Source organism: Chitinophagaceae bacterium (genome assembly GCA_030053935.1).
GTDB lineage: Bacteria > Bacteroidota > Bacteroidia > Cytophagales > JASGCU01 > JASGCU01.
The window spans coordinates 1-16,266 of record JASGCU010000034.1; the positions used below are offsets into that span (position 1 = coordinate 1).

7 protein-coding genes, 1 tRNA gene and 1 pseudogene are annotated in these 16,266 nt (G+C 33.3%); all 9 read right to left on the reverse strand.

Going from position 1 to position 16,266, the window contains the following annotated elements; translation table 11 throughout:
• Positions 1-149: pseudogene (locus QM536_05080) on the reverse strand (transposase).
• Between the two features lie 78 nt (positions 150-227).
• Positions 228-11,888 (reverse strand): FG-GAP-like repeat-containing protein, encoded by an 11,661-nt coding sequence (locus QM536_05085; GenBank protein ID MDI9356384.1) that lies wholly within the window; start codon positions 11,886-11,888, stop codon positions 228-230.
• Between the two features lie 180 nt (positions 11,889-12,068).
• Entirely contained in the window at positions 12,069-12,593 is a 525-nt protein-coding gene (locus QM536_05090) for a DUF2480 family protein (protein ID MDI9356385.1), read from the reverse strand.
• 5 nt (positions 12,594-12,598) lie between these two features.
• Positions 12,599-13,279: a tRNA (adenosine(37)-N6)-threonylcarbamoyltransferase complex dimerization subunit type 1 TsaB gene (gene tsaB / locus QM536_05095; protein MDI9356386.1), complete on the reverse strand. Its 681-nt coding sequence runs from the start codon at positions 13,277-13,279 to the stop codon at positions 12,599-12,601.
• A 3-nt stretch (positions 13,280-13,282) separates the two neighbouring features.
• Positions 13,283-14,401, reverse strand: a complete 1,119-nt coding sequence (locus QM536_05100; GenBank protein ID MDI9356387.1) for an aminotransferase class I/II-fold pyridoxal phosphate-dependent enzyme — start codon at positions 14,399-14,401, stop codon at positions 13,283-13,285.
• Complete coding sequence (locus QM536_05105; GenBank protein ID MDI9356388.1) at positions 14,398-15,369, reverse strand: hypothetical protein; 972 nt, start codon at positions 15,367-15,369, stop codon at positions 14,398-14,400. The genes QM536_05100 and QM536_05105 overlap by 4 nt, the downstream gene beginning before the upstream one ends.
• 24 nt (positions 15,370-15,393) lie before the next feature.
• Positions 15,394-15,478 (reverse strand) — tRNA-Ser (locus QM536_05110).
• Between the two features lie 50 nt (positions 15,479-15,528).
• The gene (locus QM536_05115) at positions 15,529-16,035 is read right to left on the reverse strand and encodes a DUF2306 domain-containing protein (protein MDI9356389.1); all 507 of its coding nucleotides are present in this window, start codon (positions 16,033-16,035) and stop codon (positions 15,529-15,531) included.
• 10 nt (positions 16,036-16,045) lie between these two features.
• The coding region (locus tag QM536_05120; protein ID MDI9356390.1) for a hypothetical protein at positions 16,046-16,266 on the reverse strand (221 nt) is incomplete at its 5' end.

The window sequence follows — 16,266 nt, forward strand, 5'->3', positions numbered from 1 at the left end:
CGTATACGTAACCCTTGCATACTTTGTTCCATAAAGCCAAATACATGTTCTATGCCTGACCTAACTTTTGATTTTTTTCTATTCTCTTTTTTCTCTTCTTCTGTTAGTGGTTTGTTTCTATACCTTTTTTTACATACTTTAGATGGGTTCTAAAAATTCAAATTCTAAAAACTGTATCTCTTAAAAACCAATAAAGAAATCAATTTTTAGAACTCCTCTTAAGGTACTTATTCATATATAATTATTTTTTGGGTTGCGATGAGTATTTTATTTCGGTCGGTAATAATGAGTATGTATTCTCCTGGTTTTATTTTTTTGAGGTATATTTTATGTATAAGTTTATTTTGGGTTTGAAACAGTGCTTCTATAATTATGTTTCCATTTATATCTATGAGTTGATATTTATGGGGGTTTATGTTTTTATCTATTTCTATATTAATAATATCTTTTGTGGGGTTTGGGTATATTTTTATATGGTTATTGGTGTTGTTTTGGGTGGGTGTGAGAGGGTTAGGTTTCATAAGGAGCAATCTGTTTACAGCGGGTGCGGGGTTATATATATTATCTCCTGATTGGAGTGCTGTAATGGTGATGGTTTGGGGAGTGGTTATAGAAATATTTTGTGGGGTAACAATATCATTTGTTATTTTGATGAATGAGGTGTCTAATGTTATGTATGTTATGTTAAGACCTGATGAAGCAGATGCTTTTAGGATAAAGAATTTATCTACGCCTTGGGTTACAATATCTGGTATGGGGAAAGTGATGTATTGGTTTTTTTTAATGTGTACTATAGTTGTGTCGTCAGGATCTGTAACAGTAAGTATTTGAGATACTGGTTCTGCGGGGTTAAATTCTTCATCTCCTTCTTGATATGCAGTTATAAAGGTAGTTCCTGCTTGTTTAATAATTACGTTTCTCAGAGATATATCGGCAATATTTGTATTAGTAATTTGGTAAGAAAGAGAGTATCCGGAGGTTGCAGTAGCATTGAGTAGAAAGTTTGGGGATTTGGTATTTTTTGGTGGTATTGCATCAAATATAATAGTTTGATTTTTTTTGCTTGGGTCTACAATAGATATTTTTTGTTCTATGGGTATTGCGGGGTTATATTCGTCGTTCCCTGTTTGAATAGCGGTAATGTATGCAATTCCGCCGTTCATTATATGTGCGGTATCCTTATGTATGATAATTTTGAGAGTATCTGATGATAGGAAGGTTACGGGTAATGAGGAGCTTGCGTTTGCGAGTATCATAAATGGGTTACCGCCGAGTGTTTTTGGAGGAATAGGTTCAAAAGATATATTTTGTTGTTTTTTTTCGGGGTCGATTATTATGAGGTGTCTTGATACAGGAGGTGCAAACTTATATTTTCTGTTTCCTAGTTGATATGCGGTTATAGTTACTTGCCCTGATTGGTAGATGGTAACGGAATCAGAATTAGGGTGGATTCTTATTATTTTGGTATTAGAGGATTTATAAGAAATGCGTAGTCCACTGGATGCAGATGCGAATAATACGAAAGAGGGGCTTTTTGTATCTTTTGGGGGAATTGGGGGAAAGGTGATGTGTTGTTCTATCCCTTCGGATTGTGGTTCTGGTTGTGGTTCTGGTATGATGGATAATATTTGTTGGATGGGGCTTGCGGGGTTGTAAAGAGAGTTCCCTTCTTGGTATGCAGTTATGGTAGTGGTTCCTATTTCTTTTATAAAAACGACATCATCGAATAAAGAAGCAACGTTTGGTATTGAAGAGGAGTATCTTATTGGTAAGTGTGAATTAATAGTTGCGGTAAGAATGAAAGAAGATTCTGTTGTAGTTTTTAGAGGGATAGTTGAAAAACCAATGATTTGGGTTGCTTTATTTATGACAAGAGTTCTACTTACTGTTGGTGCTGGATCATATTCATTATTCCCTTCTTGATATGCTGTTATGGTAGTGGTTCCTGGTTGTTTTAATATAACGAGTTGTTCATCTATCGCTGCGACAGATTCTTCGGATGATGTAAAGCGTATTGGGAGGGTAGAGGTAGCATAAGCGTGTATAGTGAAAGAAGGTTCTTCTAAGTATTTTTTATTCTGTATTTGGCTAAATACTATGATTTGGTTTCTTTTAGATATAATGATTGGTTGGGATACGGGGTTAGCGGGGTGGTAATTATTATTACCATTTTGTGTAGCGGTTATGGTGATAGTTCCTCCTTTTATTATAGATATATAATTTTCTCCTGTGACTTGGATTGCTTCAAGATTTGATGGAATGAAAGTAATTGGTAAATTAGAGGTAGTAGTGGCGAATATTTCAAAGAGTTCGTCACCTACGTATTTAGAAGGTATGTCATCAAAAGTTATGGTTTGTGTTGCTTTCTCTATTGTGAGTATTTGGGATATATTTTGAGCTGTTTTGTAGGTATTATTTCCGGGTTGTGATGCTATAACAAGGGTGGTTCCTGCTCCTAAAATAGTTATAACATTGTTTGTTATGTGGGCAATGGATGGGTTTGAGAAAGAATAACTTATGGGTAAAAGTGAGGTAGATGAAGCATTTATTTCAAATGATGGGGATCCGAATGTTTTTGGTGTTATGTTTTGGAATGTTATTGTTTGAGGCAATTTTATTACAAGTATTTGATTTTGAGATGTGGCATTAAAGTATACGTTTCCGTATTGATAAGCAGTGATAGTAACTTGTCCATGTGTATGTATTGTAACAGAGTCATTTCTAATAGAAGCTACAGATGTATTGGTGCTTATAAAGGTTATCGGTAGAGTAGAGGTAGTAGTAGCAAAGAGTTTAAAGGGAGGATCTCCTATTATTTTTTCAGAGATGGCGGAAAAAGTGATGGTTTGTGTTTGTCTTGAAATAGAGTTTATGACGATACTTTGATTGGTAGATTGGGGATTATAAAAACTATTTCCTATTTGAAATGCTGTGAGAGCGGTGACACCTGGTGTATGTATAGTAATAGTATTTCCTACAATAGATGCGATTTCTGTATTCGCTATAGAATAGCTGATAGGGAGTCCAGATGTTGTGGTAGCAGATATTGTAAACGGAGGTTCGTTATCTAATCTTTCTGTGATAGGGTTTAATAGTATAGTTTGATTTGCTTTTTGCACATTGAGTACTTGATAAGCAATATTGGATGGGTTATAGGTATTATTTCCGATGTTATAAGCAGCGATGAGGCAAGTTCCTGTTCCTCTTATGGTTACTATATTAGAAGAGATAGTAGCTATCGAGGTATTAAAACTTATATAAGTAATTCCTAATGAGGCGGTATTATTTGCTTGTAATGAGAATGGATTGTCTCCGTATATTTTTGTTGGTATAGAAAAGAATGTAATGGTTTGAGAGTTTTTAGATGGGTTATCAATTTTAACTAATCTCATAGTTTGGCTTGGATTATAGTTCGTACTTCCTGTTTGGAATGCAGACACTGACACAATACCTGTATTTTTCATAATGGCAGTATCTCTTCTGATTTCTAATATATTTGTAAGAGAACTAGCGTAGAAAATGGCTAATCCGGGATAAGAATATGCAGATAAAATGAAAGGAGAGGTACCGAATGTTTTTATAGGTATTTCTTCAAAATATACGGGAGGTGTTGCTTTTTGTATGCGGATTGTTTGGGATACAAATTCGGGATTATAGTTTATATCACCTGTTTGAATAGAATATATAGTTGCTTCGCCTGCTTGAAGGATAGTTACAGTGTCTCTTTGTATAGATATTATAGAAGTATTTTCGCTGTAATAGGATACTGATAATCCTGAGTTAGTGCTCGCTAATAAGGTAAATGGAGAGTCTCCGAATGTTTTTTCAGGGATTGAGGAAAAATTTATATTTTGAAATTCTTTTCCTGGATCTATCACGATAATATTTTGATATCCGTAAGTTGGAAAATAATTTGGATTTCCCAATTGATTGATATGTATAGTAGCAATGCCACTTTCCTGTATTGTAAATATGTTTTGACTTACAGTGCATGCATGAGTATTAGAAAGAGAATATGTTATAGGAAGTCCACTTGATGTGATATAATTCAATGAAAATGTTGGATCCCCAACGGTTTTAAAAATAGTTGCGTTGGAAAAATATATAGTTTGGGTTGCTTTATTTACAATGAGTTGTCTGACTACGGAGTCGGCTTTTAGGTAGTTATTAGTTCCTTCTTGAATTGCCATTATAGATACGGTACCTGCGGATAAAATATTTACTACATTGTTATAGATAAAAATTATTCCGGATGGTGTGAGTGTATAGGTTATAGGGAGAGGGCTGTTGGAGCTGATGGGTAGTTGAAAAGGATCATCGCCATAGATTTTAGAATTTTGGAATGGTTCAAACGATATGATTTGTCTTCTTTTATTTATAGTAAGTACTCTTGATAAGGTTATGGGTAAATAATTTGCATTTCCTGCTTGAATAGCTGTAATAGTAACAGTGCCAGGAGAGTTGATAATAATTCTATTTTGATTTATAAATGCTTTGCTGGGAGAAGATGTAAAGTATGTGATAGGGAGTCCTGATGAAGAGGTAGGCACAAGGTCTATAATGTCTCCATATTCTCTTAAAAAAGGTTGTGAAAAATCTATTGTTTGTTCTTTTTTGAATATAGAAATGGTTTTAGTTATAATCGTAGATGGGTAATAATAATTATTTCCTTGTTTCATAATACTAATAGTGGTAGAGCCGACTCCTACTTGTTTAATAGACAAGGTTCCGTTTGTTAAGCGAATATAGGAGGTATCAAAAGTATATGTTATAGGTAGACTGCTATTACTGCTTGTAGTTAACTGAAACATATCTGAGTATTGTTTATGACCGATTTCTGCTAGGTATAAAAATTGGTTTTCTTTAACAATAAAGCTGTCTTCTTGAGACCAGTTGCTTCCGGATTTTGCACCGTCAATGGCTTGTACTTTCCAATAGTATACTTTGAGTTTTGGGAGAGAAGAGGTATTGAGTACAAAAAAAGGAGTAATAATATTTCCTGTTTCCCCGGTAAGCCGCTTTCCTGATGAAAGGGATGCGGGGCTTTTTACCGATATTTTATTTTCTTTTGTTCCTATAGTTAAGTCGTAGTATATAGTATTTTCTGATGCGCCATTTATAGTGCTATCAGTAGATGGACGCCATGAAAGAATTACTTTTTCTGTGTTTATGGCAGAACTTACGAGTGCTGTGGGTGTAGTAGGGATTTTATTGCTACTATATGTATTTGTATCTACGATATTTCGTTTTTGGTTTCTATAAAATTTTAAAGCTAAAGTAGCGTTATCAATGATATGAGTAGGAAAAGAAACAGTTTTAGAGCCGTTTATGAGAATATCCATATCTCCGTCATTATCATAATCTACAAAATTATTAGATCCTTGGTATGTGGGTAATAAAGTATCTTGTGATATAGAACTTCCATACAAAGTTTTTCCATTATCAAAGATTGTTTTGGACGTAAAGATACCTTTTTCGTTCAAATATAATTCTGTGCTTATGTCACTTCCTGATATTCCCGATAGAAGAATATCTATATCCCCATCTCCATCAAAATCTTCCATTTCGCTCGCACTGAGGGAGACACCTGTAAAATTATGTATAGCAGTAAATGATGTTATATTATTTTTGTAGAGATAGCTATAAGAGGTTGTCTCATTTGTTCCGGATAAGAAAATATCTATATCCGAATCATTATCATAATCACCAAAGCTGACACTTGAATTGTAGAGTTGGGCAAAAGAGAACTGTGTTACTTCAAAAAATTTCGTACTATCATTTTTATAAAGTTTTGTAACTCCGATACCTGATACATTTTTACCTGATATAAATATATCTAAATCTCCATCATTATCATAATCTATAAAATTATTGCTTCCCCATTCAATGCCTACAAAAGAATAGTTTACTAATTGGAATCCTGTTCCGCTATTATTTTTATAGAGTGATGTCTTAAGAATACTATTTTCATCTCGTCCTGATATTAATAAGTCCAAAAAACCATCATGATTATAGTCCCCAAAGTCACTCGAAGAACGAAACACCCTGGGAAGCTGTGAACTACCACGAATACCAGAAAAAGATTTTCCAAATCCTGTGCCTTCATTACGATACATAAAAGAAGACCTTGCATAAACAGAAGATTGTCCACTTACAAATATATCTAAATCCCCATCATTATCGTAGTCTACAAAGTTACTACTGGAACTTATAACCTCATTGAATGTATAAGCAGAAGAGGTGAGCTGAGTAAATATTCCTCTATCGTTTTTATATAAATTTGCTATCCCTGTATTACCTCCTATACTTCCGGTTATAAAACAATCTAAGTCCCCATCATTATCATAATCACCGAAGATAGAACTCCCCCATGCAGTAGCACGCAAGGTTGTTTGTATATCATCTAACCCTATTGGTCTCTGAAATACTACATATTGTGTATATGCAGTACGTAGAGAGTCAAATGCTTTTATTCTTGCATAATATTTTTTGCCAGGTAGAAATTCTTGTCTTCTATAAACAGCAATTCTATTGGTATTAGTAACTCCTGGATTTGTGTAAATATCGTCGCTATAACAACAATTATAGGTATTTATACCATCAGTAGGATATATGTTTTGAAAAGTACTGTCATCCGCTATTTCTAATGTATAATAAGGATGTTCTCTGGTATTGGTAATTTTAGGGAACCCATTCATTGGAGTAAATGTAACGTATGGTAAAAATCCTCCTCCGCCTATCAATCCATGGCTTACAATTTTTGGAGGGATAATAAAATATTGAGATGTCCATGGAGATCCTTCAAATGCTTGATCGATTGCCTGTACTGACCAATAGTATATGCCATGTGAAAGAGAATCTCTCAAAGTAAATTCATTGTTTTGGATTCTTCCTCTCTGTACTATCTTTCTTTTCCCATCTATTGTAGAATCTGATGAGATATTAGAATGAGAAGTAATAACTACTTCTTGAGAAAATCTTGTCCCGCAATATATATTATAGTTAAGGGCATCGGTAGAAGTTTGAGCATCGGTAGCTTTATTCCACTGAAACCGCACATTATTATTTTGTAAAACAGATGCTACTAGTCCAGTAGGGGGGATAGGTCTGGTATTCTGAGAAAATATATTTGTTCCTAATTCGTTTCTATAAATAGAAGTTGCGGAACTTCCCGATAGAATTATATCGAGATCTCCATCGTTATCATAATCAAAAAAAGCACCTGAGCTGGTTTCTCTTCCTGATAAAGATATTACTTTAATAAAAATATTACTATCATTTCTGTATACTATATTCCCTTCCATTGTTCCCGCTACTAAAAGATCTAAATCCCCATCATTATCATAATCTCCAAAATCACTATCTCCGTATGTATCTTTTAATGGTGCTGAAAAATTTCCTCCTTTGTTATCCAAAGAAAAGTTGAGAGTCCCATCTCCTCTATTTGTATAGAGATAAGATGACTGAGGATAGTAGAGAGTTTTCGTTAAACTGGTAGCACCTGCAGCAAACACATCTTCATATCCATCATTATTATAATCACCTACACTCATAGTGCCGTAAGCCATAGGAATAAAGGAATGGGTTTGGGAGATAAAATTTTGTGTGGTAGGAGCATAAGTGTATGCGTAAAACTGTAGTTTGGAGTAGTCTCTTTTATATCCTGTAAATAGTATATCTACTTTCCCATTATTATCGTAATCAAAAAAAGTATTAGATGGGTATTCCATATAAAAATATATATTACCCGTAAACAAATTACCGTCCATTTGTATGAAATTTCCATTTGTGTTTTTATGAAGCAGAGGATACCCATAAATAGCCCCCACACCGACACAAGGAGCAAGTTGGAATCCATTTTCAAAATAATCTATATACCCATCCCTATCATAATCTAAAAAAATATTTCTTTTACCATCATAATACAATGGGTTACATCCAACAGTGTTAAATTTTCTTCTTTCAAAGCCAGTACCATTATTTTTATAAAGAACATCATAATAAGCCGTATAAGTAGAAATTGGTCCGAAGTATTCGTTTGACACTTGTATATCTAAATCACCATCGTTATCGTAATCTACAAAATTACTGACACCATCAAAAATCTTTCCAAAACTAAAGGCAGCTCCCGTTTGTTCTATAAAAGTTCCATTTTGATTTTTATAGAGAGCGGATTTATTTCGGATATCATAACCATCACCGCCTGCCAAAAAGAAATCCAAATCTCCATCATTATCATAATCTCCAAAGCTGTTTGTTGATCGAATATACCCCGGAAAGGTAAACGCTTTGCTAAAACGCTCAGATCCAATCGTCACAGTATCACTATAGATAGTAGTATGAATGCCGTTAGTAGCATTGACTCTATAATAATAATCTCTTGTTTCTGGTAAGAAAGATGAAATACGTAAACTGGTATCGGTAAGCGAACTTACATATGCAAGAGTATGAAAATTTTTATTATTGGATATCTCAATACGATAGCTCGTTGCTCCCTTTACTCTATCCCAGTAAGCAATATATATACCCGAATCATTAGTTGTTAAATAATTCTTTTGGGGGATACTAAAAAAATTAGGAGCATCAGCAAATAATGATCCTGCAAAGTTATTATCTATTGCCTGCACTCCCCAAAAATATATCCCCGGCGAAAGGGTAAGTGTATGATACGTATTTCTTATCTTTCCAAAATTAACTATTTTTTGTTTTCCTTCCAATGAACCACTTATAAAAGATTGTGAAGGATTTATTTTTTCTAAGTTTACTCCATACCCTACATAGATATTATAGCTCAATGATAAGGGATTTTGCTGGGCATCAGAAGCGGCATTCCATACAAATTTTATCTTATCATTGTCTATACGGACAGAAGTAAGATTTGTTGGTGGATTGGGTTTCGTATTTGCTACTATAGTCCCATTACTATTTATATTTTCATTTCTATACAGTTTGGCAACATAATTTATGACAGTTGTTTTCGTATAGCCGGAAACAAATACATCAATATCCCCATCTCCATCATAATCTCCGAATGATGTATACGGAAAAATCAGATTTAATGGGGCGGTATTAATACTATATTTTACAAAACCTTTTTCTGTATTTTTATACCAATATATTTTGTTTTTTATACTTGATGGGGTACTAGTATTATTAGTATCTGCAACTGTGATTATGTCTAATTTTCCGTCTCCATTGATATCTGCAAAATTAGTAGAAAAAGACCTCAGATTTCCCAACGGATAGCTTTGGGTAAACACCATATTATTATTTTTATACAAGCTCACGCCATCTGTTCCTGTATAGAGTATATCTATGTCATCATCATTATCCACATCTCCCAGAAAATGCTGAGAACTTACTCCGTAAGTAGCATCGGGAACATTGGAAAACGAAAGGGAATTCAATACATCAAATCTTCCATTATTATTTTTATATATTTTCCCTCCACTTCCTAATCCCGCAAACATAATATCCATATATCCATCATTGTCTATATCTGCAGCATCCGATACTCCTGCTATAAAAAAACCAGAAAATGTTTGAATTTCAGTAAAACCTGTGCCTTGATTATTTTTATAAAGTTTCGTTATTCCTTGATTACTTGAGGTGATAGTAGAACCACTGCTCCCAGAATAAGCTATATCTACATATCCATCCCCATCATAATCCATAAATACAGAACTTCCTTGATGAACATCTGTAAAACTAAAACCAGTAGAAGTCATTTCTGTGAAACTTGTCCCAAGGTTATTGCGATATAGACGAGACCTCCCCCTGCTATTACTACTATTCCAACTGGTGACAAAAAGATCTACATACCCATCGTTATTGTAGTCCCCAAGAACTCTTGTTAACAATGGATTTTCTGATATGAAAAAATTACTAGTATTGAAGCCCGTAGAAGTATTTTTATAAAAATAAATAACACCAGTAACATCATTCGCAAGTAAATCCAAATCATTATCATTATCTACATCTACAAAAGCATTCGTTCCTCTCGCTCTGGCACGAAAAGTATACCCCGCACCCGTCATTTCTGTAAACTTAGAAGGAATCTCTACTTCTATGACATTAGAATAATCTGTGTATTCTATGGAATTATTATTCCTCACTCGGATATAATAAGTACTCCCGGGTCTTGCATTCGTGATAGTAGCAACAGTACCAGACACAAAAGTATTGGAATTCACTAAGGTAGTAAAAGTATTATCAAGTGATATATCATAATAATAGGCGGGATAAAGAGATTTTTCCCACTGAAAGGTGAATCCATTCGTAGTAATATTGGTAGCAGGATATAAGGTAGGAGCTATTTTAAGAGTATTATATTTCCAAGAGGAACTCGCATAAGAGTTATCTATTGCTTGAACTCCACAATAATATATACCTGGTATCAACTTCCCTACAAATAAAAAAGTGTCTTTTATAGTACCTGTTTTTGCCACTTTTCTACGAGAAGAATAGACGTTTTTAATATGTGTCTCAGATACTCTGTATTTTTCTGTTTCCGTATTCGTTCCCATAAATACATTATACCCCAATGCAGAAGTAGGCGTCTTATCATCAGAAGACCGATTCCAAACAAAAGTTACACTTTGAGAAGAAATGGAAAATGTCAACGAACTGGGAGCTGTGGGAGGGGTATTTGTCAATGCACTTTTATTAACAATAATATTATTCGTAAAAATCCTTCCAAAATTTTTATCTATAATAAGAATATCAAGATCTCCGTCATTATCATAATCTACGGGGCTATTTGCACCAGCTTCTGTTCCTCTAAAAGAATGCCATTGAGAAAAAGAAGTCCTATTATTCTTATAAAGATAAGAAACTTTGGTAGTATCTGTGAGAGAGGTCCGTCCTGAAAGAAAGACATCCAAATCCCCGTCGTTATCATAATCCGATAAATGCGTATGAGAATAATATACAGGAAAAAAAGTTCCGTTATAAACAGTGGAAAATCCTGTCCCTCTATTATTTTTATAAAGACTGGAAAAGATACTTCCTGAATACCCCGTTATAAACACATCAGGATAACCATCAGCATCATAATCTGCCACACTCGCATGCCCCGCAGTATAACCCGGAAAAGAAACCCCACTCACTTCCGCAAAGCTTGTCCCCCCATTATTTGTATAGAGTTTGGAATATGTTCCTAATATAAAAATATCCAAATCTCCATCATTATCGTAATCTGAAAAATTACTCTCCGCTCCCGAAACCCCCACGAAAGTAGAAGAAGTGACCTCCAAAAATGCTCCTCCATTATTATTTCTATAAAGTTTGGAAACACCACTCCCACTTACTAAAACATCTGCATACCCATCATTATTATAATCACCAAAGACAGCCACACCATCCCGTATCCCATAGAAATCTATTACGGGAGTAAATTCACCACCACTATATCTGAGAAGTTTCGTGACATTATATGTTGAATTAGGATCAGAACCACAGTTACCATCAGTACCTGCCTGTGCTATTCCTGATATAAGAAGATCTAAATCCCCATCATTATCATAATCTCCAAAATTACTACTTCCATTACTTCCGTATTTATAACATAATTTAGATGTTTCCACGGGATAAATACTATAGCCCGTTCCTATATACGAATAAAAATAATGTTTATACTCATTACTACCCAGTTTCCCCGATACGTAAAGTTTTATTATTCCAGTATTATCAAAGTCAGCTGTGGTAACAAAGGGATTGGTTAATGGTTGGATAGAAACAAAAGTACTAGAAAAAATATTACTATTTGTTTGTGATGCGGAATGAAAAGAGTATGTCAATAGAAATAATATAGTAATTATTTTTTTTCTATTTAACAAGGTGTTATAATAATACATATATACTTCGATGTTATTTTTTGGATGTGTCATAACTTTTTAAAATATCGTTTTTTTATTTAAAAGATTTTTAGAGTGTATAATAAAATAATTATTATTATATACTTTTTTATTATAAGATAACTATTTCCGAATATTTCTATTTAAAAACTATGATTATGTACCAAATTTTATGGTTGTTAAAAAAAAATACTAGAAACATGAAATATTCATTTAATTTTGTGTAGCAATAATGTTTCTTTTATAAATAGGCACGTTACTGCATGCTTCCCCGTAAAAAATACTATGTACGAAAGGTTTTAGTTTTTTGGTGAGTTCAAAAAAAGCATGATCAGCATCGTATATTGTATTACATCCTTTGATGAGTATTTTTTTATGTTTATATTCTTCCCAATGTATGGATTCCAATTTTTTTTCATATATTTTTTTTTCTAAATCTTTCAAATTTCCCTTTACTAAAACTTTTGCAAAAGATTCTATCTCAGATGCTATTAACATATATACCCAAGGAGGTATGATGGCATCAACACTACAATCTACAGCCACAAAAGTTCCCTGATATCTATTCCAATTGTGCTTTTTGAGAAAATCCCTTATGTCTTTTTCTCTTATAATAATTCCTTGGTAGAGAATATCTTTCACATCAAAAAAAATCCGTTCTCCTTTTTCTATAAAATCTTCTATTGGAATGGTAGTAAGATTGCTATTTGCTATTTTGTTTATTATTTTTTCTTGCATATTCTTTATTTTTTTATTTGAAATTCTTTTAGATACATTGGTTCATAATATATTATATTTTCAGTTTCTTTGTTGAGATATTTTTGATAGCATATCTTTCCCATATAACCCGCAGATGGGTAATGATTGAGGAACAAAGCATTTGGAGATTGTATGTTTTTTTGTATTTTTTCAATTCCCATTCCAAAAAAAAGTATTTTTTGTTTTTTCAATAGATGGGCAAATGAGTTTGCATCTATTGTTTTACATTCGGTTTCCTGAATAATTTGTAATGTATTGTCAAAAACAGAGCAGTACACGTCCATTCTTCTTGCATCCATCACGGGGCATAACAAATAATTCTCAAAATTATATCTATTAACGTAATCTGCCCAAAAATAAAATGTTGGAATAGATATAAGGGGGATATTGAGAGCAAAACAGATTCCCTTTGCGGTAGATGTGCCTATTCTTAATCCTGTATAAGAGCCAGGTCCGGAGGATATTGCTACAGCACTTAATTCTTTTTTAGAAATAGAACATGACTGTAATACATTTTCTATCAATGGCATTAATAAAGAAGCGTGGGATTGTTTGATATGGCACTCTTGGATGCATATTATCTCGTCATTTTTCCAAATTGCTACGGAGCATACCTCGTTAGTGGTTTCTATTGATAAAAAATAATTCATAATATACGCACGCATTTTTTAGAGTTTGAAACGTTCTTTCAAAGCATCTGTTAAAAGTGAATATCCTTTTAGTAAGTACTGTTTTTCTGCACCTATACCTATCCGAAAGTGCTTATCTATTCCATATACATCCCCTGCTAAAATAAATACTCCTTTTTCTATGCGGAGCCAGTTTGATAATTCTGTAGATTGTATCGGAAGATTATACCTGACAAAGAGCATTCCTCCCGCTTGAGGTGGAATAAAATCAATAATATCACGATATTGCTTCGCCCATTCTACAGTTAATAAAAGGTTTTCATAGAGCATAGTGCGATTACGATCTAATACTTTACGTCTCATTTCGGGCTTTAGTACTATTTGGGCAATTGTATCGCTCAATATTCCTACTACTATAGAAGTATAGTCGTGGTAAGCCCATGAATCTGCTATTATATCCGCAGGACCTGCCAACCATCCTAAGCGTAAACCCGGTAAAGCGTACGCTTTTGATAGTCCCCCGTTTACCATAACTTTATCATACATTCCATAAAAACTGGGTTTTTCAATACCATCTAAATCGGCACCTCTATACACTTCATCGCAATAAATCCAGCAATTATGCTCTCTTGCAATAGTTACTATGCTTTCCATTTCTTTTTTACTCAAAACATATCCCGTTGGATTATTAGGATTACATAGAACTATCATTTTTGTACGGGGACTCATAAGAGATCGAAGTTCTTCTAGGTCGGGTTCCCAATTATGGTCTTCTCTCAGATGAAACTTTTTAGGGATACATCCCATTTCCTCTACTACTCCCCACATTTGCATGTAGTTTGGAACCATCATTACTATTTCATCTCCTTTTTGTAAAAGAGTATGGCATATAACAAAATTTGCTTCAGCCGTGCCATTCGTTACTAATATATTTTCTTCATTACAATGCGGATATATATTCGCTATTGTTTGTCTTAGTGGAATACTTCCATTTGTCTGTCCATATCCTAAAGTAACTTCTGTGAGCATTTGTATTTGTTCTGCGGAAAGAAGTTCTTTTAAAGAATAAGGATGGAAACCGCTTTCTGTTAAATTAATAGGCACAGTATTTTCATACAGAGATTGTACACGTTCTAATTCAAAAATTCTTACATTCATTTTAATTGTATTTGTTTATGATAATGAAAAATAGATGTTGCAATACTTATATCTTGAACCGCAACACCTGTGAGATCTGCTATTGAAATTTGTTCTTTATTACTCCTTCCCATTTTGGGATTTTGAATGAGGTTCCCTAATTCTATTATTTTACTTTCATCTAAAAGATTTTTCTCCCTTGCTTGAAAAATTTCACCCCTCGTATTACTTTGTACTATGCTGTCAGAAACTATAATGTCCGATTTTTTAAGAAGAGCAGAGGAAAGTTCATTTTTATGGGGAGTATCGGAACCTATTGCTGTTATATGAGTTCCATTCTGAATATATTCTTCTTGTAATAGGGGCTGTTCCGATGGGGTTGTTGTAATAATAATTTTGCATTCTTCAGCAAGTTTTGAAATAGAATTTGCTATTTTTATTTGAAAAGGACCATCCTGAAAATGTTTTTGGTATGCGAAACATTTTTCTTTATTACGTCCCCAAATAATAATATTTTTGCACGTATGCACTTGTTCTAAATATTTGAGTTGTAAATGTGCTTGTATACCTGTTCCTATTATACCGATATAATCCACTTCTTTGGGGGCTAAGTATTTGAGCGTAATCATACTTGCTATTGCTGTTCTTATATCTGTAAGGTACCCTTCATCTAATAAAACGGATAATAATTGTCCTGTTTTTTGATGAAAAAGTAGCATCAGCCCTTGACTCGAACTTATTCCCATCTTTGGATTTTCATAAAATCCCGATGCTATTTTTATCACAAAATAGTACTGTCCTTTTATATAGCCATACTTTATATGTGTTTCCCCTTTTGGGTTTTCAAATAAAATTTCTGCAACAGGTGGTATAACTGCCTTTCCTGTAGAGTATGAAACAAATCCTTCTTCTATTATAGGGATAAGATCAAGTGCTTTGATATATTCTTGAATAGTTTGCAAACTTATTATAGAAATATCTGAAAACATAGATTAAGAGTGTATTTTGAGGAGTAGAGAGAGAGGGATTCGAACCCCCGGAACCTTACAGTTCAACGGTTTTCAAGACCGCCGCATTAAACCGCTCTGCCATCTCTCTGTTTTATTAATTGTTTTTTTGTTAGTATTACAATGTTACATATTTTTTATTTAATTATAAAATTCTATTTGTTTTTTCCAATTAATTTTATTCTTTCCAAAAATAATTGAGGCGATGAGCATTACAATAAATATACTTACTGCCGTTAATGTGCCGAACAATGTGCGAGTATTAGGTATATTAAAAATAGATGGCATTCTTGTTAAGACCTCCGCACAAAACGCACAATATAATCCGACCACACTCCAATACATATAGTTAAAATGCATATACATATATTGTTTTGGTCTTTTCAATAATATTGGCAGCATACCAAGAGCCAAAGTTACGCAACTTAAAACTGCAAACCAATGAAAAATACCGAATTTTCCAAAAAGTCGATAAATCATAAATGCTGTTATATTGAGTAATATCATAGAAATCACATATATATAACCAATTTTTTTATGTTTTACAGTTCCCTTTGTGTTGAGTAAAACATACGTTCCTGCTATCAAAGCAATAACGGAAACAATAAGATGAATCAGTCCAATTCCTCCGCTAACTATGTTATTCATAATGTATGTATTATTTTTTTAAATAAGCATCTACCTCATGATGCTTTAGATTCAGTGTTGTATTTATTTTAACTTGAGTTATTTTTATTTCTGTAAGATCTTTTTGATTTTTTTCTTGATTTGTATCAATTTTTTCTCTTATGGAAGCAAATTCTTGTTGATTTTTTTCTTGTATAGAAGAGAATTCTTTTTGATTTTTTTCTTGATTTGTATCAATTTTTTCTTTTATAA